The sequence below is a fragment of the Streptomyces sp. NPDC006365 genome, from assembly GCF_042870755.1.
Lineage (GTDB): Bacteria > Actinomycetota > Actinomycetes > Streptomycetales > Streptomycetaceae > Streptomyces > Streptomyces xiangluensis.
On record NZ_JBIAHS010000003.1, the window covers coordinates 449,550 to 473,206 of the forward strand.

Sequence of the window (23,657 nt, forward strand, 5' to 3'; positions counted from 1 at the left end):
CTCCCTCCGCCCGCCGAAAGGAATGATCATGGATATTGCCGGTTCCACCGCACTCGTGACCGGAGCCAACCGCGGGATCGGTCGGCGCTTCGTCGACGAGCTGCTGGCCCGGGGAGCCAAGAAGGTCTACGCCACTGCTCGCCGCCCGGAGCGCATCGATACGTCCGACTCGCGGATCACGCCGCTGTACCTGGACTTGCTGGACGAGAAATCGATCGCGGATGCAGCCGCAGCAGCGCAGGACGTTGCGGTACTGGTCAACAACGCCGGCATCGCGACCGGGGCGCAGCTCCTGACCGATGACTTGGACAGGATCCGGCAGGATCTGGAAACTCACCTCTTCGGTACGCTCCGGGTCATTCGTGCTTTCGCTCCACACCTCGCTTCCAACGGCGGAGGAGCGATCGTGAACATTCTGTCCGTGCTGTCGTGGGTCGCCACCCCCCAAGGATCGGCGTCCTACTCCGTGGCCAAGGCCGCGGAGTGGAACATGACCAACGGAGTGCGCGTTGAACTCGCCGATCAGAAGATCCTCGTCCAGGGCGTGCATCTTGGGGCCGCGGACACCGACATGATGGCGGGACGCGACGCCCTCAAGATCGACCCGGCCGATGTCGCACGCGCCAGCCTCGACGGCGTGCAGGCCGGGGCCATCGAGGTGCTGGTCGACGACCCTAGCCGCTTCGTCAAGGCCGCCCTCTCCGGCGACCCTGCGCAGCTGTACAGCGTGCCTTCCGGGAACTGACCCGTCCCGGTGCGCCCAGATCGCGGCGCAGGTTCTCGCCCAGCACTGAGCGGGGCTCGGTACTGGCATGCGGCCATTTCGGAGCAACTGGCTCCGCGGACATCACGACACCGGCTGACTGAGCGGGCGGGGTCGGAAGACCACGCCGACGGCCGGACACCCTCGCAGGACAGCGCGCCGTCACGTCTCGCATGCGCGGATACGCGCACTCGGTGAACGGACCGTGGCCACTCTCAAGACCTGGCGGATTCTGCGCAAGCTGCGATGCAGCACCACCCGCATCACCAGCCTCGTCCAGGCGGTCCTCGCGCTTCACCTCAACACCTCAAGCCGAGGAAAGGGCTCACAGTCCGCGTATTGAGATTTCAAGTGGGAAGCGGATTGCTGGGCGGGCAAGTTGACGAGCCGGACTGGTTCACGGTGCGGGGAGTATCGAACCTCGGCGGAGCTTGGAGGGGGAGTGCGTGCGGGCTCTGATCGAGACGTCGCGACTGCAGTTGCGGTGCTTCCGACCGGAGGACACAGCTGAGCTTCACGAAATCTTCAGTGACCCCCAGACGCACACCATCGGCAGCGGGCCCTTAACTGCAGTTGCGCAGACTGCAGACTGGATCGAGCGCAGGATGCGTGCGATGCAGGGCGGGTTGGCCTGGTATGGGCTGCGCCTGCGCGATAGCGATCTGCTGGTGGGTACCTGCGGGGTCTTTGCGGGACGAACGGGTGCCGTTGAGCCGGAGATCGGCTACGAGGTCCGCGCCAGCCATCAGGGACGTGGGTTGGCTGGTGAAGCTGCCCAAGCGGTTCTAGAGGAGTGCTTCTCGGCCGGAATTCACCGAGTGTGGGCCACGATCCGACCGGCTAATGCAGCCTCGCTGCAGATCGCCGCCCGCCTCGGCATGGTGATGCAGTACGCACGTGCGGACGAGCGCGGAGAGCTCCTGTATCTGGCTGTCTCGTTTCGCACGGAGTGAGCTGACGAGCGGGGCTGAACAACCTCAGGACGAGGTTGGAAAAGGCTCACTGTCCCGCACGTCAAGGTGGGCCCACAGATCCTTCGCCGGCTGTGCCGCGGACGTTTCGTCGATGGGGTCCGCTACGGGGGCCGTCACCTCGGCGCGGTTCGAGAACGCCACGGTGCGGCGGGCCTTGGCGATGACCTCGGCGTGCTCCTCACCGAACGTCGCGGCGTCGAGCCGGGCATTGAAAGCCGTCAACACCTCGGGACCGATCACCGCGAGCGCCGCGCGCAACTCGCCGAGCGTCTGCGGGCCCTCGGCCTGTTCCAGTCGCTGCGGATCCGAATCGGCCTGCGGGCTCGGCTCGTGCGGTAGCACGGACATGTGCGTGACCTCCGGTTGCGATGCCTCCACGGTACGCGGTCGCCGTGCCCCGCAGTGCAAGGGTACGGACGATCAACAGCCCCCGCGCACGACCGTTCCCCTGACGGTATGGCCGACATCCAAGCGACCGAGACGATACCCGGCCTACCCCACCGCGGGTTCACCGGGCGGGCGCCGGCCGTCGCGGCGCAGCCCGTCGGCGCTCAATGTCCGCGGAACGCCTCCTCAAGCCACCAGGCTCCTTGGTCTCTGACCACCTTGGTGTCGATGAGCAAAGGCGCGGATCGTGGTCCGGCGATCCAGTCCTCGACGGCCTTCAGATCCCCCCGCGTGCGCACGGTCACCGCCTCGAAGCCGTACCCTCGCGCCACTGCGGCGATGTCCGTCGGCGGGAACTCGACTGTCTCGAGCGGATATCCGCCGGGCCCGAAGTGGTGCACCTCGGCTCCGTAGGCGTCGTCGTTGTACACGACGACCACCATCGGCAGCCCGAGCCGGCGTACTGTGTCGAGTTCTGCGGCGCCCATCATCGCGCCGCCGTCCCCGAGCGCGGCCACCGGAAGCCGGTCCGGCTGCGCCAGTGCCGCGCCGATCGCGGTCGCCAGTCCCAGGCCGATCGACTGGAACGCCTGGGTGAAGCACAGGCCGTTCTCGTCCGGCACCGACAGGTACATGCTCGGGTATCCCATGAAGTTGCCGGAGTCCACGCCGATCACCCGCTCCGCGGGGAGGATGTCGTCGAGCGCGATGCTCAGTGTTCGCGGGTCGATCCGCTCGCGGCTGCTCGTGTCCTCGTACGGCACATCCCGCCAGCGCACGCGTGCGGCGATGGCCGCGGCGATGTCGGCGGTCCGGTAGCCCTGCCGTTTCCCGCCGCCCGTCTCCAGCACACGCCGCGCCGTGAGTTCCACATCGCCGGTGACCCCGAGATTCACCTCGCGATGCGCACCGAGCGCCGACGCGTCGTCGTCCACCTGCACCACGGTCGTGTCGGCACCGATCAGGCGGCCGTGCCGCATTGTCCACATGTTCAGCGCGCAGCCCCAGCCCACGATGGTGTCCGCAGCCCCGATCAGCTCCGCCGTCAGGGGCGACGAGAAACCTCCGGACACGTCGAGCGACCACGGATTGCCGTGGAACAGGCCTCGGGCCACGGCCGACGTCGCCAGCAGTGCACCGTAGCGTTCCGCCACTGCTTCGAGGACATCCCGGCCACCAGGCGCGCGTGATCCCCGGCCGGCCACGAAGACCGGCCGTCGAGCCCGCTCGAGCACCTGCGCCAGCGCTGCCACGTCCGCCGCCGCCGGTTCGACCGCCACCCGTTTCGGCGGCGGCGCGCTCCACGTCCGGGCATCGTCAGGCACGTCCAGTGCCTGCACCCTCAAGGGGAGGTTGAGCAGCACGGTGCGCCGTTCGTGCAAGGCTCGTCGCACCGCGGTGCAGGCCTCCCCCACCGCACCCTCCGCCGACGTGACTCGCACCGGCACCGCGCCCACCGAACGCGCCAGCGCCTCTTGGTCGACGTAGAAGTTGGACCTCGGCTCGGTCACCTCGGCTGCCAGCACGAGGAGGGGTGTACGGCTCTTGGCCGCCTCGGCGACACCGGTGAGGGCGTTCGTCAGACCGGGCCCCTGATGGATGCTCAGGGCGGCCACCGTGCCGCTCATGCGCGCGTACGCGTCGGCCATCGTCGCCGCGCCGCCTTCGTGGCGTGCGGCCACGAACCGCGAACCCGCCGCCACCATGGCGTTGGTCAGATGGAAGTTGCCCGATCCGACCACCCCGAAGACATGGCCGACGCCGGACGCGGACAACGCCCGCCCGACTGCCTCCGCGACCTTCACGAGCGCTCCACCAGCGCCAGCACGCGAGCAGGAGCCCCGGACCCCGTGACGATGGGCAACGGTCCCGCGATGACGACGCAGCCGGTCGCCGGCAGCAGCGCCAGGTTCCGCAGCTGGGTCAGCCCGTATTTGTCACTGCCCATGAGATGGGAGTGACACGGGAAGGCCGGGTCGAACGCGTGCCCGCGTCCGGCGTCGGTACCCACCGTCTCGACGCCGAGGCCGATCACCGGCGACTCCTGAGCCACCCACCGGGCGCATTCCGGCGACAGGCCGGGAGTGTGCGGGCCGTTCTCGTCGGCGTTGACGAACGCCTCCTGCGAGTGCGCGCGGGCGTCCCAGCCGGTACGCAGCAACAACCAACCACCGTCCGGCAGCGGGCCGTTCTCCGTCTCCCACGCCTTCACGTGATCGACCTCGACGAGGAAGTCCGGGTCCTCCTCCGCTTCGGCGGTGAAGTCCAGCACGGCGGCCGGTGCGACCAGCCGACGCGCCGGCACGGACGCGACGTCGTCGAGGTCCCTCCCGGTCACCCAGTGGTTGGGGGCGTCGAAGTGGGTGCCGGTGTGCTCGCCGCTGCGGAAGTTGTTCCAGTACCAGGCCGGCCCCCGGTCGTCGTACCTGCTGATCTCCTCCAGTTCGAACACCGCGGTCTGGCCGAACTCGGCCGGCAGCTGGATCACCGGTGTCGACGACGACAACGGCGATGTGAGGTCGACGACCTCGATCGACCCACCCCGCAACCCGGACACCAGCGAAGTGAGGACGGACGGCTCGGACATGAGGGCCTCCTAGGGCAATGCGGAACTGACAGCATGGCAGCCCGATATGACGGTTGTTCAGGTGAATGAGCCAATGTCCCGCCATGCCCGCCCTCAAGTCCGCCGACTCATCCACGCGGCGGGGGCAGTCCGCCGACTCGAGCGAATGATCAACCAGCCGTTGACACGATGCGGGGTGCCAAGCCGCCGCGACGAGCCGGCGTCTGTCCCTCAGCACTCCCCCGCGGTCGCCCCGTATCGCCCTCGTCCTGCCCACCGCAGCCGCGTTCACGGGCCGACGGTGGGGCACACGCAGCCGGTCCCAGGCACCCGTCATTGCCGGCGGCCGCCAGACCCGGCACCACCTCGACGACAGTCGCCATCAACCTGCGGCATCGCCGGTCAGCGCTCCGCCGATACCGCGGCTGTGCCGGGATGTCACACCCGATCTCGCCCGTTCCCGCCGTCTCCGTCCGGCAAGGTGCCGGTGCGGGCCACGTCGGCGTACCACCGTGCGCTGGCCTTGGGGATGCGCTTGCCGGTCGGGTAGTCGACGTAGACGGCACCGAAGCGCTTGCTGTAGCCGTAGCCCCACTCGAAGTTGTCCAGCAGGGACCACAGGAAGTAGCCCCGGATGTCGACGCCGGCCACAAGCGCCCGGTGCACGGCCGACAGGTGGCCGTGGAGGTAGGCGATGCGTTCCGGGTCGGCCACCTCGCCCTCCGGGTTGACGTAGTCGTCGAACGCGGCCCCGTTCTCAGTGATCAACAAAGGCATCGCGGGGAAGTCTGCCTTGAGTCTCATCAGCAGGTCGTACAGACCGCTGGGGTCGACCGCCCAGCCCATCGCCGTGGTACTTCCCGGAGGCCGGTGGAACGCGACGTTGTCGGCGCCCGGCCAGGGGCTGTGCTCGCTCATCCCGTGTCCGTCGGAGCCGTGGCTGGCCTCGCCGGTGGCGGCGGAAACGACGGTGGGTGTGTAGTAGTTGACGCCCAGGAAGTCGAGCGGCTGGTGGATCGTGGCGGTGTCGCCGTCCCGTACGAAGGACCAGTCGGTCAGGCTCGCCGTGTCCTGGAGGAGATCCTGTGGGTACTGGCCTTCCAGCAGAGGGCCGGTGAAGACGCGGTTGGCCAGCGCATCGATCCTGCGGGCCGCGTCGACGTCCTCGGCTGCCTCGGTCAGCGCGCGGACGTGGTGAATGTTGAGTGTGATGGACGCCTGTGCACGGGCGGGCAGTTCGGCACGCAGCGCCTGAACGGCCTTGCCGTGGGCGAGGTTGAGGTGGTGTGCCGCGCGCAGGGCCGCGACCGGGTCGGTGCGCCCGGGCGCGTGGACGCCTGAGCCGTATCCCAGGAAGGCACTGCACCAGGGCTCGTTGAGGGTGGTCCAGGTGTTCACCCGGTCCCCCAGCGCACGGGCCGCCAGGGCCGCGTAGTCGGCGAACCGGTCGGCGATGACGCGCTCCGGCCAGCCGCCCGCGTCCTCCAACTCCTGTGGCAGGTCCCAGTGATAGAGCGTGACGACCGGCTCGATGCCCTTCTCCAGCAGCGCGTCGGTCAGGGCACGGTAGAAGTCGAGCCCTTTCTCGACGGCCGGGCCGCGGCCGGTCGGCTGCACACGCGGCCACGACAGGGAGAACCGGTAGGCGCTGACGCCGAGGTCGGCCATGATCTCGACGTCCTCGCGCCAGCGGTGGTAGTGGTCGGTGGCCACGTCACCGGTGTCGCCGTTGCGCACCCTGCCAGGTGTGTGCGAATAGGTGTCCCAGATCGAAGGGGTGCGTCCGTCCGCGGAGGCTGCACCCTCGATCTGATAGGCGGCGGTCGCCGTGCCCCAGGTGAATCCCTGCGGGAACCTGGTGACGGTGGTGTTCTCCGAGGCGGGCGCGACACTTCGGGTTGCGGTGGTCACGTGGGTCCTTCCAGATGACTGCGGGGTGGGAGAGGCGAAGCGGGGTGGCGGGCGTCGTAGGGCCGCGGCAACGAGGGGACGGCAGGGTGTTCATCCCTTGACCGCTCCCTGCATGATTCCGCCGACGATCTGACGGCCGAAGACGATGAACAGGGCGAGCAGGGGCAGCGTGCCGAGCAGGGCGCCCGCCATGATCAACGACTGGTCGCGCACGTATCCCGCGCTGAGCTGGGTGAGCGCGACGGGGACCGTCGGATTGCTCATGTCGAGCACGATGAACGGCCAGAAGAAATCGTTCCAGGCGTGCACGAACGTGATCATGAACAGGACGGCCATGGGAGGCCGGGCGATCGGCAGCACGATGCTCCAGAAGATGCGCAGGGAGTGCGCACCGTCCACCCGCCCGGCCTCGACGAGTTCGTCGGGCAGCGCCTCGGACAGGTACTGCCGCATGAAGAACACCCCGACGGCGCTGACGAGCGTGGGGAAGATGACGGCGGGCAGCTTCTGACCCCAGCCCAGTTCCGTCATCATCATGAACAGCGGTACGACGCCGAGTTGAGGCGGCACCATCATCGTGCCGATCACGAGCATCAGCAGGACGTTGCGGCCCTTGAAGCGCAGTTTGGCGAACGCGAAGCCGGCGAGGGTGGCGAACAGCACCGTGGACAGGGCGATCACGCCGGCCACGATCAGGCTGTTGAGCATGGCCTTGCCCAGTGCGGCGTCCTGCCAGGCCTTGCCGAGGTTTTCCAGAAGGTGGGGCCCCGGCAGGAACGGCGGAGGCGTCTGGGTGACGCGCGTGTTGTCGGTCGACGCCGCCACCATCGTCCAGTAGAGCGGGAAGAGCGAGAACAGCGCCGCGATTCCCAGGAGGATGTAGGCGACGGGACCCGCATGGTGCTGGCGTCCGGCACCCGGGTGCCGGAACAGTTGGCGGCGCCGGCCGCCGGACGGCGTGTCCTTCCGTGCCTTCTTCGCGACCCCGGGGCGCGCGTCCGTCGCCTGGACCGGGATGCTGTCTGTGGTCATGGAAATCTCCCGGTCAGGCCTTGCGCGCCATGACGCGCTTGACGACTCGTTGGACGATGAACACGACGATGAGCAGCAGGAACATCGCCCAGGCGACCGTGGCGGCCCGCCCCATCTGGTAGTTCTTCCAGCCCTCCTCGTAGAGCAGCAGACCCAGCGTCTGGTACTGGTTGTCGGCTCCCCCGGTGATGCCGTTCGGGCCCTGGCCGAAGATCAGGGGCTCACCGAAGAGCTGGGTGGCGCCGATCGTGGACAGGACGATGGTGAAGACGATGGTGGAGCGGATGCCGGGGACGGTGACCTTGAGGAACTGCTGCCACCGCGATGCGCCGTCGATGGCCGCGGCTTCGTACCGGTCGCGCGGGATCGCCTGCATCGCCGCGAGGTAGAGCAGGGCGTTGTAGCCGGTCCAGCGCCAGATGACGATCGTGGAAATGGCCGTCTGCGCGGCCCACTTGTTGTTCTCCCAGTCGACGTTGTCGACACCGACCAGGCTCAACATCCAGTTGATCATGCCGAAGTCGCGTTCGAAGAGCATCGTGAACACGAGGGCTGCGGCACCCACCGACGTGGCGTACGGCGTGAGGGCGGCGACGCGGAAGAACGTCGAGCCGCGCAGCCGGTAGTTGAGCAGATGCGCCAGTCCGAGCGCCATCAGCAGTTGCGGCACGGTCGACAGGACGCCGATGGTGAAGGTGTTGAGCAGCGCGTTCCAGAAGCGGTCGTCGTCCCACAGGGCCGTGTAGTTGTCGAAGCCGACCCACTCCATCAGGTTCAGGGTCGACAGTTCGACGCGGTGCAGCGAGATCCACGAGGTGTAGATGAGCGGGTAGAAACTGAAGGCGGCGAAGACGATGAAGAACGGGGCGACGAAGGCGTACGGCGCGCCCCGGACGTCGAGGCGGTGCAGCAGCGTACGGCGACGCTGACGGTCCCCGCCGGTGCCGGTCCCGGCCGGCGGGGCGGTGCCGGGCGCACCGTCTGGGGGTGTCGAGGTGGAGATGGCCACCGGAAGGCGTCCTTCCTGGAGGATGAGGGAGGCGAGCAGGGGCCCGGCGGCCCACACGGGCCGTGCGTGGGGCGCCGGGCGGCTACGGGGACGGGCAACGGGGCCCGAGGTCAGCCGGCAGCCTTCTCGATGCGCTTGTCGCTGGTCTCCCACGCCTCGTTCGGGCTCTTGTTCTGCGCCTCGATCAAGGTCAGACCCTGCGAGAAGATGTCCTTGATGGTGCCGTCCTTGCGGCCGAGCACCTGCTCATCGGGGATCTCCTGGGCCGCGGCGCCGAAGATCTGCCCGATGGGCGCGCCGCTGAAGTAGTCCGACTTGGCATTGACCACTTCGGGCATCTCCAACGCGGTCTGCGACGAGGGGAGGTTGCCGAGCTTCTTGAAGATGTAGGCCTGCTGCTCAGGGGCGGTGAGCCAGGCTACGAGCTCCTGCGCCTCCTTCTTGACGGGGCTCTTCTCCATCACTCCGAGGAACGCTCCGCCCCAGTTGGCGCCCTTGGGTGCCTTGGCGACGTCCCACTTGCCCTTGTTCTTCGGGCCCGCCTTCTCGCTGATGTGCGCGAGCATCCACGCCGGGCAGACCGTGCTGGCGAAGGTGCTGTTGGCCAGACCGGGGTCCCAACCGGGCTGGAACTGGCGGAGCTTCGCGGTCAGATCGGACGTGGCCGCCTCGGAGGCCAGCTTCCACGCGTCCTTCACGACAGGGTTGGTGGCGTAGATCAGCTCGCCCTTCTTGTCGTAGAACTGCTGGGAGTTGCCGTAGATCATGGCGTTGAACAGCCCGCTGGAGCTGTCCATGAAGGCGACCTTGTCGTTCTTGGACTCCGCCTTGAACCGCTTGCCCGCGTCGACGTACTTCGACCAGTCGCCCTCCCACAGCTTGGCGACCTCGTCGCGGTCGGTGGGCAGGCCGGCCTGCTCGAAGAGGTCCTTGCGGTAGCAGACCGCCATGGGGCCGATGTCGGTGCCGAGGCCGATGACCTTCTTGTCCGAGGTGGTGACCTGGCTCTGCTTCCACGGAAGGAAGTGGTCCGTCCCGGCCACGCCGGCCAGATCGACGAACTTGTCCTTCTGCGTGTCGGACAACTCCTTGGCCCGACCAATCTCTATGCCCTGGATGTCCTTCAGCCCGCTGCCGGCGGCCAAGTGGGTCTGCAGGGCGGTGTAGTAGGTCTGTTCGTCGCCCGCGACGTCCGCCTTGATGACGACGTTCGGGTTTTCCTTCATGTACTTGTCGAGCAGACCGGTCTCCTTGAAGCCCATGACGCCGAACAGGCCCATGGTGATGGTGACCTTGCCGTCCTTCTTTCCCCCACCGGTCCCCCCGTCACTGCTGCCCCCGCAGCCCACGACCAGACCGAGAGCCGACACAGCCGACACGGTGGCCACGACCCTCGTACGCAACTTCCTTCGGAACTTGTCCATTCGTCCTCCTAGCGGCGGCGCTGACGCACCGGAGTTCGAGCCTCACGGTCCGCTCCGCAGGCACGATTTGTCCGGTGGGTACGTTCCCAAACGGTGGTGGGAACGTGCCCACCCGGAAGCCCGAAGCCTGGCCGTCACGAAAGGCGTCTGTCAAGAAGTTGAATCCACTTTGTTGCCGCAGGATGTCGTACCGCTGCGCTCGGGCCCTGCGGGCGCTCTCCGCGGGTCTGGCACAATGCGCAGGTGAACGCCGTCGGGGCAACGCGCAAGCGAGGGAGGTCTCATGGAGGGCAGGCAACGCCCGACCATCAAGACCGTGGCCGCGCGCGCCGGCGTCGGACGCACCACGGTTTCACGAGTCATCAACGGCTCGGAGCTCGTCAGCGAGCAGGCCAGGGCCGCCGTGCTCGCCGCCATCGCCGAGCTGAACTACGTCCCCAACTCGGTGGCCCGGGGGCTGGTGACGAGCAGGACGAATTCCGTGGCCCTGGTGATCCCCGAGTCGGAGAGCAGACTGGGCTCCGAGCCCTACTTCTCGGCCGTCATCCGAGGGGTCAGCACCGCCCTCGCGGAAACCCGGACACAGCTCCAACTGGTGCTCGTACGCGACCAGGCGGAGCGTGACCAGCTCACCGAGTCGGTGGCGGAGCGGCGCGTCGACGGGGTGCTCCTGGTCTCGGTGCACGAGCAGGACCCGCTGCCGGGCATGCTGGAGGACATGGGACTGCCCACGGTGCTCGCCGGTCGCCGCTCCCCCGCCGAGTCGCTCAGCCACGTGCACTCCGACAACGCGGGCGGAGCCGCGACGGCCGTCAGTCACCTGCTCGCACGGGGGCGGCGGACCGTCGCCACCATCAGCGGTCCCCTCGACATGGACGTGGCGCGCAGCCGGCTCCAGGGCTGGCGGGAGGCCCTCGAGAAGGCGGGCCGGGATGCCTCGGAGCGGCTCGTGGCCGCGGCGGACTTCACCGAGGAGGGCGGCGAGGCCGCGATGCGTTCACTCCTTGAACAAGTTCCCGGGCTCGACGCCGTGTTCGTCGCCTCGGACGTCATGGCGGCGGGGGCGCTTGCGGAGTTGCGCAGGCAAGAGCGCAGCGTCCCGGACGAAGTGGCGGTGGTCGGATTCGACGACTCCATTATCGCCCGGCACACCAACCCGCCCCTCACCAGCGTGCGTCAGCCCGTCGAGGAGATCGGCAGCATGATCGCCCACATCCTCCTCAAGGAAATCGGCAATCCCGAGGAGCCGCGTCAGCGCGTCGTTCTGCCCACCGAACTCGTGGTACGCGAATCGTCATAAGTCCATGAGAAGCGTTCGCGGTTGGCGTTTCACGATGGGGACAGAGGCGCGGCGCGAGGAGTGGCGTTCCACACCCCGAGCAGAGGCGCGACCCATTCGAATTGGGGCGGGCGGGACGCACGGATTCGGCTGACAAGGTTCCCAGGTGCACCACGGAAGTCACGGATCGTTCGCGACGGTGCTCAGAGGGCGTTCGGCCTTGTGCGCATCGCCCCGACCTTGACGGTCGCCTGGATCTCTTCGGGCATGGCATTCACCACCCACGGCGGGGCCGGGGCACGGCCTCGCGCGTTGAGTACGCCCTGCTCGTGGCGATCGTCCTCATCCTCACCGCGTACGAGCTGCTGGTCCGCGCCGTGATCCGCCGGATGGAACCTGGCGGTGAGGCGCTCGAAAACCAGTGGAGCAGCGCCGCTGTGCGCCATTACCGTGCTGCCGAACCAAGTCGTCCAGGCAAGGACGTGCCGTTGTACACCCTGTGAGACCTCCCGAGCGCTGAATCGTCGCGCGTCGCGCAATGTGCGCCGCGCTCCTTTTTGCTGCGGACTTCTCACTGAAACCGGTGTACTTCTGTGCTCAATAGCTGGGTGGTCATGCCCACCTGCCTGCCGACCGTTCTCCGCCGTTGCCACGCCTGCGCGTCCGAACGCTTCCGGGCAAACGGCAAATTCCGCGTCAACGCAAACCACAAGCTCCTCGACGCCTGGCTCCTCGTGCTCTGTACCGCTTGCGGGGACACGGCAAAGCTCACGGTCCTGGAGCGGATGAACGTGCGCTCCGTACGAGCTGAGCTGCTGGACCGGATGCATGACAACGACTCTGGTCTGGCAGCTGAACTGCTCCAGGATCCGGTCGTTCGGCGCCGTAATCGCATCGCCCTCGACTGGGCGGGCGCCTGGCGCCTCGACACCGGCGGATCGGATCAACTGGACCGCGAGGTGAGCGATGTGCTCGATGTATCGGTCCGCTTTGCGGCGCGGATCCCTGTCCGGCCGGTGCGACTGATCGCTGAAGGTTGCCGTCTTTCGCGGGCCGAGGTCGAGAGACTGATCACGGAGGGGAAGCTCGTTTCGGCAGTCCGGCTGAGCGGCAAGCTCTCCGGCGACTTCACCTTCACGCTCAAACGCTGAGCACTCCTCGGGACCAGGGGCCCGTCCGGCAAGATCCGCCGGACAGGCCCTGGTCAGTCACTGTCCCGCACGTCAAGGTGGGCCCACAGATCCTTGGCCGGCTGTGCCGCGGACGTTTCGTCGATGGGGTCCGCTACGGGGGCCGTCACCTCGGCGCGGTTCGAGAACGCCACGGTGCGGCGGGCCTTGGCGATGACCTCGGCGTGCTCCTCACCGAACGTCGCGGCGTCGAGCCGGGCATTGAAAGCCGTCAACACCTCGGGACCGATCACCGCGAGCGCCGCGCGCAACTCGCCGAGCGTCTGCGGGCCCTCGGCCTGTTCCAGTCGCTGCGGATCCGAATCGGCCTGCGGGCTCGGCTCGTGCGGTAGCACGGACATGTGCGTGACCTCCGGTTGTGATGCCTCCACGGTACGCGGTCGCCGTGTCCCGCAGTGCAAGGGTACGGACGGTCAACAGCCCCGCGGCTGACGGTCCATGACTCGTCCTCCGGCGGGGAAGTAGGGTCCTTCTCGGCGGATACGACGAGCGCGGTCGCACGGATCGCCCCACGCTGGATCCCGGTCGAGCGGCATGCCGAAGCGAGTCCCGATTCACTGACGGCGTACGTCGCCGACGTGCCGCTGTGCCGTAGGGGCCGGCCCCAGGACATCGCCGCCGCGGCAGCCTTCTCGCCTGCCCGGCGGCGGCGTTCGTCACTGGCGAGCGCATCAACGTCGACGCGGTCATACCCTGAGCCAGTACCAGTCACCGTCCTCGTCGGGCCGATGCCCGGGCAGCGCACCCGTCTCACAGCCACGGGGCGAGCATCCCGCCGCGCTTCAGCGAGGTCAGGACCATCGACACTCCCAACGACATCACGTCCCCCAGCCAGCCGGACCCCGTCACGAAGTCGTAGAGGGCCGACTCGTCGGGAAACGCCCCCAGGACCAGGATCTGACGTTCACCGGCGATGAAGCTGACGTACCGGACGTGGACGGACTGAGTCAGTGCCGCCGTGACCACCTCGACCCTGGACGGCGCGGTGCGCACCCACAACACCGCCTCCACGGGCAGTCCGAGGAGCGTCGGCTCGATCACGGCCCGGATGCGCACCCTGCCCTCCCGCCTCAGCGCACCCAGCCGCCGTCTGGCGGTGGCCTCCGACACCCCGGCGATACGGGCGAGTTCGTCGTACGTGCAGCGCCCGTCCTCGGCCAAGGCGTGCAGCAACAGCCGGTCCTGGCGGGAGAGTTCCTGTGTCGTGTCGCCGGTCGACAGCACATCACCGGTGAGTGGGGGCGCGGAGGCATTGGACGACGCGCCCCTCAGTCCGTCGATCTCGGTATCGGTGAGCAGGCCCGCGTGCCATTCGCGGATCGTCCGGACATGGCGCAGCACCGGGTACGTGAAGGTCTCCACAACGCCCGGCAGCCCTGGCAACTCGTCCATCACCAGGCCGGCGAGACGGTCTCGCGTGCAGAGCAGCTCCGCGACGCAGTCCGGGGTTCCGGTCAGCACGTGGGCGAAGACGCAGTCGGGGCGCCGGGCCAGTGCCGTCGCGGCCACCCGTGCCTGTCCGGGGGAGCAGCGCACGCCGACCACCGTGCTGCGGCCGCGCACCTCCATGGCACCGATGCGCACCAGTCCGGACTCCAGCAGCCGGGCGCCCCGGCGGACCACGGTGCGTTCGGGTTCGCCGAGCGCCGCCGCGATGCGGTGCCAGGAGGCCCGGCCGTCGATCTGCAGCGCGCTGACGATGCGCCGGTCCAGCGAATCCGCCACCTGACCGGTCTGTGGTGCGTCCATCGGACCAAGCATATGGCCGATTCCGTCATTTCGGCCGAGATTCTTGTTCCCTTCCGTCAGCATGCCTGAATCTGCCATGGGGACCGACAGGACCTCATGAGCCGCACGAACCCGTGACCCCGTAACTCACGCCACGTACGGAGATGGTCGACGTGACTGCGACGCCTGGAAGTTCCCTTCGACACCAAGCGGCCGAATCCGCCGAACCCGCGCCCGGCTCCCTGCGCGGGCGGCTCGCGCTTCTGGGCCCCGGATTGGTGCTGGCGGCTGCGAGCGTGGGCGCGGGCGACATGGTGACCTCGCTCGCGGGCGCCGCCGGCTACGGGATGGCCCTGCTGTGGGCGATCCTCATCGGCGTCGTCCTGAAGTTCGCGCTCACCGAGGCGGTGGGACGCCTGTACATGGCGTCCGGGCAGACCGTGATCGCGAGCCTGCGCTCGGCCGGCCGCTGGCTGCCGGTGGCGTTCTTCGTGTTCGTCCTGGTCATCGCGCTGCTCTACGGGGCGGCGCTGAGTTCGGTGGCGTCCTTGGCGCTGTCCACGCTGTTCCCCGCTCTGCCGCTGCGGCCGGTGGCCGTCGGAATCGCGCTGGCCTCCGCCGCCATCGTGTACGTCGGCCGGTACGCGGTGTTCGAGCGGGTGATGAGCGTCTTCATGCTGGCCAAGTTCCTCGGCATGGTCGTCCTGGCGGTCGCCACCCTTGCCACCGCCGACGACCTGCCGGACTTGCTCTCCTCGGTGCGCCCGAGGCTGCCGGAGGGGGACGTGGTGACGGTGCTCGCCCTCATCGGCGGCGTGGGCGGCACGGCCGGGATCGCCTCGTACAGCTACTGGGTGCGGGAGAAGGGCTGGCGGGACCGCAGCCGACTGCCCGTCATGCGCGCGGATTCCGCGGTGAGTTACGCCGTCACCTTCCTGTTCGTGCTGTGCACCACGGTGGTGGGAACAGGCCTGCTCCACGGCAGCGGTCGGACCATCACGGGCAACGAAGGGCTGGCCGCGCTCGCCGACCCACTCGGCGCCGATCTGGGATCGGTGGCCCGTGTGTTGTTCCTCGGGACGTTCTTCCTGGTGACGCTGAGCGCGCTGGTCGGCGGGTTCAACGCCCTGTGCTATCTGCTGGCCGATTCCCTGCGGACCCTGCGCGGCGTCCCGGACGACGCGGCCGAGCCTCACATCGCCCAGCACAGCCGCCCGTTCCGCGCCTTTCTTCTCTACGCCGCGGTCGCCGCCGTCGCCGTCACGTTCCTGGGACGGCCGGTGCCTCTGGTCCTGACGTACGCCGCCGTCGGCTCACTGATCCTGCCTCTGCTGTCCGGGGCACTGCTGGTCCTGCTCAACCGCCGGGGCGTCCAGCGGCCGTACCGGAACAAGGCCGCCTCGAACGTGCTGCTGGCCGGCTCCTTCGTCCTCTTCGGAGTGCTGGCCGTCGTACAAGTCAAGGAAACGATCGGAGGGTTGTGAACCACACCGTGACCACCACGGATCTCTGCCAATGGACCGCCACCGAACTCGCCGCCGCCATCAGGCGCCGTGACGTGTCCGCCCGGGAGGTCGTCACCGCCCACCTCGAACAGATCGAGCGCGTCAATCCGGCGGTGAACGCCATCGTCACCCTCGTCCCCGAGCGGGCGCTGGAGCAGGCGGCCGAGGCCGACGCGCGGCTGGCGGCGGGGGCGGACGTCGGCCCGCTGCACGGGCTGCCCGTGGCGCACAAGGACCTCCACGACACCGCGGGCATCCGCACGACGTACGGCTCACCGCTCTTCGCCGACCGCGTTCCCGACCGGGACCACCTGGTCGTCGAGCGCCTGAGGAGGGCCGGAGCGATCACCGTCGGCAAGACCAATGTGCCCGAACTCGGCATGGGTTCGCACACCGTCAACCCCGTCTTTGGGGCCACCCGCAACCCGTACGACCCCTTCCGCAGCGCGGGCGGCAGCAGCGGTGGTGCCGGCGCGGCCCTGGCCTGCGGGATGCAGCCGCTGGCCGACGGCAGCGACACCGGCGGCTCGCTGCGCAATCCCGCCTCCTTCAACAACGTCGTCGGACTGCGCCCCTCCCCCGGGCGGGTTCCCTCGTGGCCTGACAAGGCGCCGTGGGGACAGCTCTCGGTGAAGGGCCCGATGGCCCGGACGGTGACGGACGTGGCGCTGGCCCTTTCCGTGCTCGCGGGCCCCGACCCGCGCAGCCCCCTCGCCCTGGAGACACCGGGTTCCGCCTTCGCCGAGCCGCTGGCCGGGGACGTACGCGGTCTGCGGGTCGCCTGGTCCCCCGATCTCGGCGGGACCGTCCCCGTCGACGCGGAGGTACGGGACGCGCTGCGCCCGGCCGTCGACGTCTTCGCCTCGCTCGGCTGCGAGGTCGAGGAGACCTGCCCGGACCTGTCCGGGGCCGACGAGGTGTTCCTCGTCCAGCGTGCCTGGCAGATGGAACTCGCCTACGGCTCCCTGCTGGACGAGCACCGCCACCGGATGGCGACGGACGTGGTGTGGAACATCGAGGAAGGCCGCAAGCTCACGGGTCCGGACCTCGGGCGTGCGCAGATGCTGCAGGCCGCCCTCTTCCACCGAGTCCGGGAGTTCTTCGAGTCGTACGACCTCCTGCTGCTGCCGGTGAGCCAGGTCGCCCCGTTCGACATCCGGCTGCCCTACCCGACCTCCGTGGACGGCACGCCGATGGAGACCTACCTGGACTGGATGCGCTCGGCCTATCTGATCTCCGTCACCGGCTGTCCGGCGCTGTCGGTGCCGGCCGGTTTCACCCCGGCGGGTCTGCCGGTCGGACTGCAGATAGTCGGTCCGCACCGACAGGACCGGGCGGTCCTCGACGCCGGATACGCCTTCGAAAGGGCGACACGTACAGGGGAGCGCAGGCCGGCCGTCGCTTCGGCGGGAAAGGGTGGAACATGACGGCGCCGCGCAGCGCGCTCGTCGTCGGCGCGGGCATGGCGGGACTGGCCACGGCCTGGTACCTCCAGGAAGCAGGTGTGGAGGTCACCGTCGTCGACCGCCGGGGCGTGGCGGCAGGGGCCTCCTGGGGGAACGCCGGCTGGCTGTCCCCTGCCCTCACCGTGCCTCTGCCCGAGCCGGGCGCCCTACGGCTGGGACTGCGGACGCTGTTCTCACCCACCTCGCCGCTCTACGTTCCGCCCCGCGCCGACGCCCGTCTGGCCCGTTTCCTGCTGTCTTTCGGCCGGAACTGCACGAGCCGGCGCTGGCAGGTCGCGATGAGCGCCTTCGCCGCACTCAACCGCGGTGCCCTCGCCGCGTACGACGAGCTCGCCCGGGGCGGAGTCGCCGAACCGACCCGGGCGAGCGACCCGTGCCTCATCGCCTTCACCACGGAGGCCGGTCGCACGCCGTTCGTCGAGGAACTGGAGGCCGTGGGCGCCGCGGGCCAGCGCGTCGACTACGACCTGCTCACCGGCACCGAGGCGCGGGATCTGGAGCCGACGCTGTCTGAACGGATCGACGCGGCGGTGCGGCTGCACGGCCAGCGCCACCTCAACCCCGGGGCCTATGTCGCGGCCCTCGCCGACTCGGTCCGCGACCGGGGCGGAAAGATCGTCACGGGGCGGGAGGTCACCCGGATCCGGGACATCGGTACCGGGATCGCCGCGCGGAGCGCCGACGGAACCGAGGTGCGCGCCGATGTGGCCGTCCTGGCCGCGGGAGCCTGGCTCGACCGGCTGGCGGCACCCTTCGGCGTGCGCGCCCCGGTTCAGTCCGGCCGGGGCTACAGCTTCCTCCTGCCGCGCGAGGGTCTTCCTTCACGGCCCACCTACTTCGCCGCGCAGCGCGTGGTCTGCACTCCGGCGGGCGACCGCGTACGGGTCGCCGGAATGATGGAGTTCACCGGGCCCGACCGTCCCGCGGACCCCCGCCGGGTGCGGGCGATCGTCGACGCCGCACGCCCCCTGCTGCCCGCCGCCGACTTCGGCCGCCGCACCGACGCATGGGTGGGACCACGCCCCTGCACCGCCGACGGCCTCCCCCTCGTCGGCCCCACCCGCTCACCGCGCGTCCACGTCTGCGGCGGCCACGGGATGTGGGGCATCGCCCTGGGACCGCTGAGCGGCAGACTCCTCGCCGAATCGATTGTCACAGGCCGACCTGCCGCCGAACTCACCCCGTTGCATCCACTGCGCTGAAGGAGCGGCCACGGCACCACGGCTCCATTGGCACGCCTGCGACCCTGGCTGCAGGGGTGGGGGCACGCTCTTGCTGGACGGCACCCTGGAACGCCCGATGTCCTGGCGGAAGCGAGCTTCCCGTGCGGGAAGCTCGCTTCCGCCAGGACATGACGGGCAAGGTCTAGTGCCAGTTGCTGATCTTGACGTCGTGCGGCGCGGGCTCGCCCTTGCCGGTTTCCACCAGCTTCTTGAGGCTCATCAGGAAAGTCGCCCACTTGGTGCTGCAGTGGTACATGAACTCCACTGGCTCCTTCCAGCCTTCGTGCCGGAACAACACGATCGTGAAGCCGTCCTCCTGCTTGAGTTCGAAGCGGATCTGCGTGCCGATCCACTCCTCAGGGCCGTCGACGACCTCCCAGACCACGCGCTCGGCGGGCTGAGCCTCCAGAACCTTCATGTCGAACCCGCCGGGCTCGAAGCGGAACCGGATTACTCCCCCGACATCGCCGTCGCCGTCCGTGTCCTGCGTCCACCAGCTCGCCAGCCCATCGACCGTGGTCAAGGCTGCGTAGACAGCGTCGGGAGGCGACGTGATTCCGATCCTGTGCAGGATGTCCACCATCTCGATACCTCTTTCTCGTGTAGGCGCCCGCATTCGGGCGCGGCTCATCAGCGCGCCTCGGATGTGGCGACGTTCGTTCGTGAGGGTCAGCCCTCTTGGCTGCGCTGGATTGCTTCGGCGATCCGCTTGATGCGATGCAGCCGGGCATCCCAGCTGGCCCCGACCGACGACAGCTGCGCGACCGCGCGGGCGAGCTGGGCCTCGTCCACCTCGTAGAGGCGCTCGCGTCCGGACGGCGTGACGTTGACCAGCCCGACCCGGTGGAGTACGCCGAGGTGTTTGGCGACCGCCTGCCGCGTGACCGGCAGCTGCTCACTCAGCGTGGTCGCCGTCCCGCCGCCGTCGGTCAGCAGCAGGTCGAGCATCCGCCGCCGGGTCGGTTCCCCCACCGCCGACCAGAGCTCGTCGTCGATGGTGGCGCTCATGGCGTCGACACGAGCCGAGCCACGTACGTGACGAGGCGGGGCAGGAAGTAGTCCCAGCCGGTGACGTGCTCGCGGTACTGCTCCTCGAGCACGGCCGCCTCCCATCCCTTCTCCCGGAACCCCGCCTCGGTGAAGCGAAGCAGCGTGCCGGCACCCGACGGGACCAGCTCGAAGGTCACCAGGAGCGAGTTGGCCGATGTCGCGGCCTCATCCTCGTCGTACACCCACCGGAAGGAGAACCGCCGGGGCGGGTCGGCCTCGATCACCGTGAGTGGTGCGACCTTCGCCTCCGGCGCGGTCCCGAACGAGATGACCCCGGTGGCGCCGGGCACCGGTTCGAGCTCTGCTTCGTCCGGCCACCACTCCCGCAGGTGTTCGGGCCTGCTGATGACCTCGTAGACCACCTCGGGTGTGGCTTCGATGTGGATCTCCCGCTCGATGCTGCCGTACTCCATCCCGCTCCTCCCGCTCTATCGCAACCTTTAATTGCACTTGACTGTAGAGCTTTCTTCCAGCATGCGCAACCAATGGTTGCTCTAAGAGTCTGCAGACTGCAGATCCCTGATCTGCGTCGCCGCACCCTCGCTGCGCAAGGCCTGTAGTGCACGGCTCGGACGCGCCTCCATACGGAACGCCTGGCGCACCACTCCCGGATTCGGTCCGAATCTCACCCCATTCGGGGGTTGCCTGTTCCTGTTCCGCCGGGCTGTGTGCCGACGGGTCGAGAGAGGCGAGGTGCGCAGCGGATCAGCTCAGCCGACGGCAGTACAGCGCGTCGGGGGTGCGCGACGAACCCACCCGGCCCGTGTAGGCGATCCCGGCCGCGTACTCGCCGTCCGCGCACTGGCCCTTGTAGTGGCCTTGAGCGAAGTCGCCGCCCTTGGGGGTCGAGCCCCTGTTGTCGCCGCGGTCGAACCAGACGGTGCGGCCGCTCGTGCCACCGATCGAGCCGGGCGGGGCGGCGACGCACAGGACAGCGGAGACGGCGGCGCCACGGACGCTGTATCCGGTCAGGAAGTGGCCGCCGGGGCACTGGAGTTTGGTGTATCCGGTCGCCCAGTCCCGGCCCGGCGTGACGTACCGCTCGTCGACGATCACCTTGTGTCCGGCGGCCGGGTCCCACACAGGGCCGGCGGAGACGTCGGAGCACAGGCCCCGGTTGCCGGTGTGGCTGAGGCCGAGGAGGCGCTGGCCGTCGGGGCAGACCGCCTTGCGGGCTCCGGGGTCCCAGTCGGGCAGGACGCGTATCCGCCGCGACTGGACGAAGTCGCCGTGGTCGGGGCTGAGCATCGACCAGTTGGTCACCGGGTTCACGCGGCCGGTGCGGCCCTGGGCCCCGATGAGCCGGGTCCAGGCGGTAGCACGCCAGTCGTCACCGTCGTACAGGCCCATGCGGTTGCCGGCCGCGTCCCAGTGCAGCAGGGCCCAGCCGTTGCCGGTGCGGTTCTCGTGCCAGCCGACGAGCGGCCAGTACGCGAAGTCGGCGTCGGTACGGATCAGGTGGTCGACGAAGTTCTCGAACCAGGCGCGCTGCCTTGCTCCGGTCTCCTCACGGCCCCCGATGCCGAACTCACTGATCCAGACGGGAGCGGTGAAGTGCTGGTCCTGTTCGCCGTTGACGAAGAACGCCTGGCGGTTCAATACGTCGATGAGTTCGGCGGGGGTCAGGTCGCGGTAGCGGGGGTCCGTGGTCTCGCCCGTTCCAGTGGCGCCGCTGTGGTTGGGACCGGTGTAGTCGTAGAAGTGGGCGGAGTACACGAGCTTGCCGGAGTCGACGAGCGCGTGCGAGAGGCGGCGTACGGGTTCCAGGGTGGGGCGTTCGTGCGCGAGGCCGTCGACGGGGATGCCGGTCCAGTTGATGCCCTCGACGATGATCAGCAGATCGGGGTTGGCCTCCATCAGGATGCGGTCGCCCACGCGCTGCGAGGCGGTGAACCAGTCATGGTTGTCATCAAGGCCCCAGTTGGGGTCGTCCCAGATGTCGCGGCGCACTTCGTTGTAGAGGTCGGCGCCGACGACGCGCTCGTTGCCCTTGTAGCGGCGGGCCATGAAGAGCCAGTCGTTCTCCCAGGTCTCGGTGGACCGGCTCGCGTTCCAGCGTTCGTTGCCGTCGACTCCGCAGCACCAGCGGGTGGTGTTGGTGTGGTTGTTGAGGATCACGGCGAGTCCCGCGGCGGTGAGTTCGCGGACGACGGCGTCGTACACCTGGAGTGGGGTCCTGCCGCGCAGGGAGGGGTTGGCGGCGACGGCGTCGTCCGTGACGGGGACGCTGTCGTGGATCATCTCGTTGGAGAAGGGCAGTCGGATGCTGTTGATCCCGATCTCCCGGAAACCGGCGATGATCTCGGCCACGGGGACGCGGTCCAGGCCGAGCGGTATCCGGCCGGAGTTCTCGCCCGCGTGGTGGTTGGCGTCCTCGTCCACGCTTCCTGAACCGTTCCAAGTGCCGCTGGCTCCATGCCAGTTGCCGGACCGCAGCTTGAAGCGGTCTCCGTCCGCGTCGACGATCCAGCGGCCCCGCGTGCTGAGCGGTGCCGTCCAGTCCGCGGCGGTCACGGCGGTTTCGGCGGTCAGCGCGGTTTCGGCGGTTTCGGATGGAGTGGCGGTCTCGGGAGCTTGATCCTGTGCGGCCGCCGCCGCGGGGACAGGCGTCAGGGGCACCAGCAGGAATACGGCGGCCAACGTGGCCCTGCCCAAGGATCCGCGCACGGTCACCATCCAGGAGACAGTCTTGTCATGGCGGCGTCATCATGGCTGACGGTGCGACACCAGTCCAGTCCTGCGCGTACCGGGCCCGCCCCCGCCCTCGACGAGCCATGGACACCTTGCAGAGCCCGAAGCCCCTGGCGACCAGACGGTCGCCGACACCCTTGCCCCGGCCACCCACCCCACCTAGCCTGATTTTGTGCCGCAAATAAACAAATCCCGAACGCACAACGCCGTGCCGGGCAACCGCAACGACCTCACCCGACTCCGCATCGCCCTCACCGCCTTCTTCGCCCTCGACGGCTTCATCTTCGCCGGCTGGGTCGTCCGCATCCCCGCCATCAAGGAGCAGACCAACGCCTCCGCCAGTGCTCTCGGACTCGCGCTCTTAGGCGTCTCGGCAGGCGCCGTCGTCACGATGACGCTCACCGGCCGACTCTGCCGCCGCTACGGCAGCCACCCGGTGACCGTGATCTGCGGCGTCCTGCTCTCGCTCAGCGTCGCCCTGCCGCCGCTCACCCACTCGGCACCCGCCCTCGGCGCCGTACTCCTCGCGTTCGGCGCCTCATACGGCGGGATAAATGTCGCATTCAACAGCGCCGCAGTCGACTTGGTGCGTGCGCTACGACGGCCCATCATGCCCAGCTTCCACGCCGCTTTCAGCCTCGGTGGGATGATCGGCGCCGGGCTCGGCGCGCTGGTCGCAGGGACGCTGTCCCCGACGCATCATCTGCTCGGTCTCACAGCGGTCGGTCTGCTCGTCACCGCCCTGGCGGGCCCCACCTTGCTGCGCCTCCGTCCCCCGACACCGCCGGAGAGCGCAGCGCACGAGGAGGCCGCACCACGCCGCCTGGACACCCGCACCCGCTGTCTTGTGATCACCTTCGGCCTGATCGCCCTGTGCACGGCTTACGGCGAGGGAGCCCTGGCCGACTGGAGCGCGCTGCACCTGGAGCAGGACCTGGAGGCCACACCGGGAGTCGCGGCAGTCGGCTACTCCTGCTTCGCACTCGCCATGACCATCGGCCGGCTGACCGGCACAAAGATGCTCGAACGCCTGGGCCAGACCCGCACCTTGGCATACGGCGGCACGACCGCCGCCGCCGGCATGCTGCTCGGCGCGCTCGCTCCCTCCCTGTGGGCAGCGCTCCTCGGCTTCGTGATCACCGGGCTCGGCCTCGCCAACCTCTTTCCCGTCGCCATCGAACGCGCCGGCTCGCTGGCCGGCGCCGACGGAGTCGCGATCGCCTCCACACTCGGCTACGGCGGCATGCTCCTGGGACCACCCGCCATCGGGTTCATGGCGGACTGGTTCTCCCTGCCCACCGCCCTCATCAGCGTGGCCGCGATGGCAGCGGTCGCCGCCCTCATCGGCGTAATGACGCGGCATGCGGCAGCGAGCTGACACCACCTCCAGCCGCCTCACCCATACAGGCGCACAGACTTGCGAGGGCCGCCTGGTAGAACTCGTCGAGCGCCCTCTTCT

Annotated in this window: 22 protein-coding genes and 1 pseudogene; 10 read left to right on the forward strand and 13 right to left on the reverse strand. The window is 68.9% G+C overall.

Going from position 1 to position 23,657, the window contains the following annotated elements; genetic code table 11:
* The first annotated feature begins 28 nt into the window (after positions 1-28).
* From ACFYO0_RS11260 to ACFYO0_RS11270, 3 genes and pseudogenes are all read left to right on the forward strand, one after another.
* Complete coding sequence (locus ACFYO0_RS11260; RefSeq protein WP_388673554.1) at positions 29-745, forward strand: SDR family oxidoreductase; 717 nt, start codon at positions 29-31, stop codon at positions 743-745.
* 149 nt (positions 746-894) lie between these two features.
* Positions 895-1,106: pseudogene (locus tag ACFYO0_RS11265) on the forward strand (transposase family protein); the annotation flags it as partial.
* Between the two features lie 103 nt (positions 1,107-1,209).
* Entirely contained in the window at positions 1,210-1,716 is a 507-nt protein-coding gene (locus tag ACFYO0_RS11270; protein ID WP_388673555.1) for a GNAT family N-acetyltransferase, read from the forward strand.
* A gap of 24 nt (positions 1,717-1,740) precedes the next feature.
* Here ACFYO0_RS11270 and ACFYO0_RS11275 read toward each other — a convergent pair whose 3' ends face one another.
* From ACFYO0_RS11275 to ACFYO0_RS11305, 7 genes are all read right to left on the reverse strand, one after another.
* The gene (locus ACFYO0_RS11275) at positions 1,741-2,085 is read right to left on the reverse strand and encodes a hypothetical protein (RefSeq protein ID WP_388673557.1); all 345 of its coding nucleotides are present in this window, start codon (positions 2,083-2,085) and stop codon (positions 1,741-1,743) included.
* Between the two features lie 203 nt (positions 2,086-2,288).
* Positions 2,289-3,929 carry a thiamine pyrophosphate-binding protein gene (locus tag ACFYO0_RS11280; RefSeq protein WP_388673559.1) on the reverse strand — a complete coding sequence of 547 codons (1,641 nt, stop codon included), beginning with the start codon at positions 3,927-3,929 and terminating at the stop codon, positions 2,289-2,291.
* Positions 3,926-4,711 carry a cyclase family protein gene (locus ACFYO0_RS11285; RefSeq protein ID WP_388673561.1) on the reverse strand — a complete coding sequence of 262 codons (786 nt, stop codon included), beginning with the start codon at positions 4,709-4,711 and terminating at the stop codon, positions 3,926-3,928. Before ACFYO0_RS11285 ends, ACFYO0_RS11280 begins: the two co-directional genes overlap by 4 nt.
* Positions 4,712-5,128: 417 nt before the next feature.
* On the reverse strand, positions 5,129-6,601 hold the full coding sequence (locus tag ACFYO0_RS11290) for a GH1 family beta-glucosidase (RefSeq protein WP_388673563.1): 1,473 nt from the start codon (positions 6,599-6,601) through the stop codon (positions 5,129-5,131).
* A 90-nt stretch (positions 6,602-6,691) separates the two neighbouring features.
* On the reverse strand, positions 6,692-7,633 hold the full coding sequence (locus tag ACFYO0_RS11295; protein WP_388673565.1) for a carbohydrate ABC transporter permease: 942 nt from the start codon (positions 7,631-7,633) through the stop codon (positions 6,692-6,694).
* Positions 7,634-7,646: 13 nt separating this feature from the next.
* The gene (locus ACFYO0_RS11300) at positions 7,647-8,642 is read right to left on the reverse strand and encodes a carbohydrate ABC transporter permease (RefSeq protein WP_388673567.1); all 996 of its coding nucleotides are present in this window, start codon (positions 8,640-8,642) and stop codon (positions 7,647-7,649) included.
* A gap of 110 nt (positions 8,643-8,752) precedes the next feature.
* Positions 8,753-10,066, reverse strand: a complete 1,314-nt coding sequence (locus tag ACFYO0_RS11305; protein WP_388673569.1) for an extracellular solute-binding protein — start codon at positions 10,064-10,066, stop codon at positions 8,753-8,755.
* A gap of 283 nt (positions 10,067-10,349) precedes the next feature.
* On the opposite strand from ACFYO0_RS11305, the gene ACFYO0_RS11310 reads away from it, so the two are divergent.
* The 3 genes from ACFYO0_RS11310 (at position 10,350) to ACFYO0_RS11320 (ending at position 12,496) form a co-directional block, all read left to right on the forward strand.
* Positions 10,350-11,366 (forward strand): LacI family DNA-binding transcriptional regulator, encoded by a 1,017-nt coding sequence (locus tag ACFYO0_RS11310; RefSeq protein ID WP_388673571.1) that lies wholly within the window; start codon positions 10,350-10,352, stop codon positions 11,364-11,366.
* A gap of 308 nt (positions 11,367-11,674) precedes the next feature.
* Positions 11,675-11,848: a hypothetical protein gene (locus ACFYO0_RS11315; protein ID WP_388673573.1), complete on the forward strand. Its 174-nt coding sequence runs from the start codon at positions 11,675-11,677 to the stop codon at positions 11,846-11,848.
* Positions 11,849-11,959: 111 nt separating this feature from the next.
* On the forward strand, positions 11,960-12,496 hold the full coding sequence (locus ACFYO0_RS11320) for a DUF1062 domain-containing protein (RefSeq protein WP_388673575.1): 537 nt from the start codon (positions 11,960-11,962) through the stop codon (positions 12,494-12,496).
* Positions 12,497-12,549: 53 nt separating this feature from the next.
* Here the strand turns inward: ACFYO0_RS11320 and ACFYO0_RS11325 are convergent, their stop codons facing one another.
* Together ACFYO0_RS11325 and ACFYO0_RS11330 are read right to left on the reverse strand one after the other, a co-directional pair.
* Complete coding sequence (locus ACFYO0_RS11325) at positions 12,550-12,876, reverse strand: hypothetical protein (protein ID WP_388673577.1); 327 nt, start codon at positions 12,874-12,876, stop codon at positions 12,550-12,552.
* Between the two features lie 409 nt (positions 12,877-13,285).
* Positions 13,286-14,284: an Lrp/AsnC family transcriptional regulator gene (locus ACFYO0_RS11330; RefSeq protein WP_388673579.1), complete on the reverse strand. Its 999-nt coding sequence runs from the start codon at positions 14,282-14,284 to the stop codon at positions 13,286-13,288.
* Between the two features lie 143 nt (positions 14,285-14,427).
* Here ACFYO0_RS11330 and ACFYO0_RS11335 point away from each other — a divergent pair, with 143 nt between their 5' ends.
* From ACFYO0_RS11335 to ACFYO0_RS11345, 3 genes are read left to right on the forward strand one after another with little or no spacing between them, the layout of a single operon-like run.
* Positions 14,428-15,747 carry an Nramp family divalent metal transporter gene (locus ACFYO0_RS11335; protein ID WP_388673581.1) on the forward strand — a complete coding sequence of 440 codons (1,320 nt, stop codon included), beginning with the start codon at positions 14,428-14,430 and terminating at the stop codon, positions 15,745-15,747.
* Positions 15,744-17,195 (forward strand): amidase, encoded by a 1,452-nt coding sequence (locus ACFYO0_RS11340; protein WP_388673583.1) that lies wholly within the window; start codon positions 15,744-15,746, stop codon positions 17,193-17,195. Before ACFYO0_RS11335 ends, ACFYO0_RS11340 begins: the two co-directional genes overlap by 4 nt.
* Positions 17,192-18,436, forward strand: coding sequence for an NAD(P)/FAD-dependent oxidoreductase (locus ACFYO0_RS11345; protein ID WP_388673585.1), 1,245 nt, complete (start codon positions 17,192-17,194; stop codon positions 18,434-18,436). The genes ACFYO0_RS11340 and ACFYO0_RS11345 overlap by 4 nt, the downstream gene beginning before the upstream one ends.
* Before the next feature lie 163 nt (positions 18,437-18,599).
* Here the strand turns inward: ACFYO0_RS11345 and ACFYO0_RS11350 are convergent, their stop codons facing one another.
* From ACFYO0_RS11350 to ACFYO0_RS11365, 4 genes are all read right to left on the reverse strand, one after another.
* Positions 18,600-19,088 carry an SRPBCC domain-containing protein gene (locus tag ACFYO0_RS11350; RefSeq protein ID WP_388673587.1) on the reverse strand — a complete coding sequence of 163 codons (489 nt, stop codon included), beginning with the start codon at positions 19,086-19,088 and terminating at the stop codon, positions 18,600-18,602.
* Positions 19,089-19,126: 38 nt separating this feature from the next.
* The gene (locus ACFYO0_RS11355; protein ID WP_388673589.1) at positions 19,127-19,465 is read right to left on the reverse strand and encodes an ArsR/SmtB family transcription factor; all 339 of its coding nucleotides are present in this window, start codon (positions 19,463-19,465) and stop codon (positions 19,127-19,129) included.
* On the reverse strand, positions 19,462-19,920 hold the full coding sequence (locus ACFYO0_RS11360; protein ID WP_388673591.1) for an SRPBCC family protein: 459 nt from the start codon (positions 19,918-19,920) through the stop codon (positions 19,462-19,464). Before ACFYO0_RS11360 ends, ACFYO0_RS11355 begins: the two co-directional genes overlap by 4 nt.
* Positions 19,921-20,212: 292 nt before the next feature.
* Positions 20,213-22,183: a glycoside hydrolase family 5 protein gene (locus ACFYO0_RS11365; protein ID WP_388673593.1), complete on the reverse strand. Its 1,971-nt coding sequence runs from the start codon at positions 22,181-22,183 to the stop codon at positions 20,213-20,215.
* A 223-nt stretch (positions 22,184-22,406) separates the two neighbouring features.
* Here ACFYO0_RS11365 and ACFYO0_RS11370 point away from each other — a divergent pair, with 223 nt between their 5' ends.
* Entirely contained in the window at positions 22,407-23,576 is a 1,170-nt protein-coding gene (locus ACFYO0_RS11370) for an MFS transporter (RefSeq protein WP_388673595.1), read from the forward strand.
* Positions 23,577-23,657 lie beyond the last annotated feature (81 nt).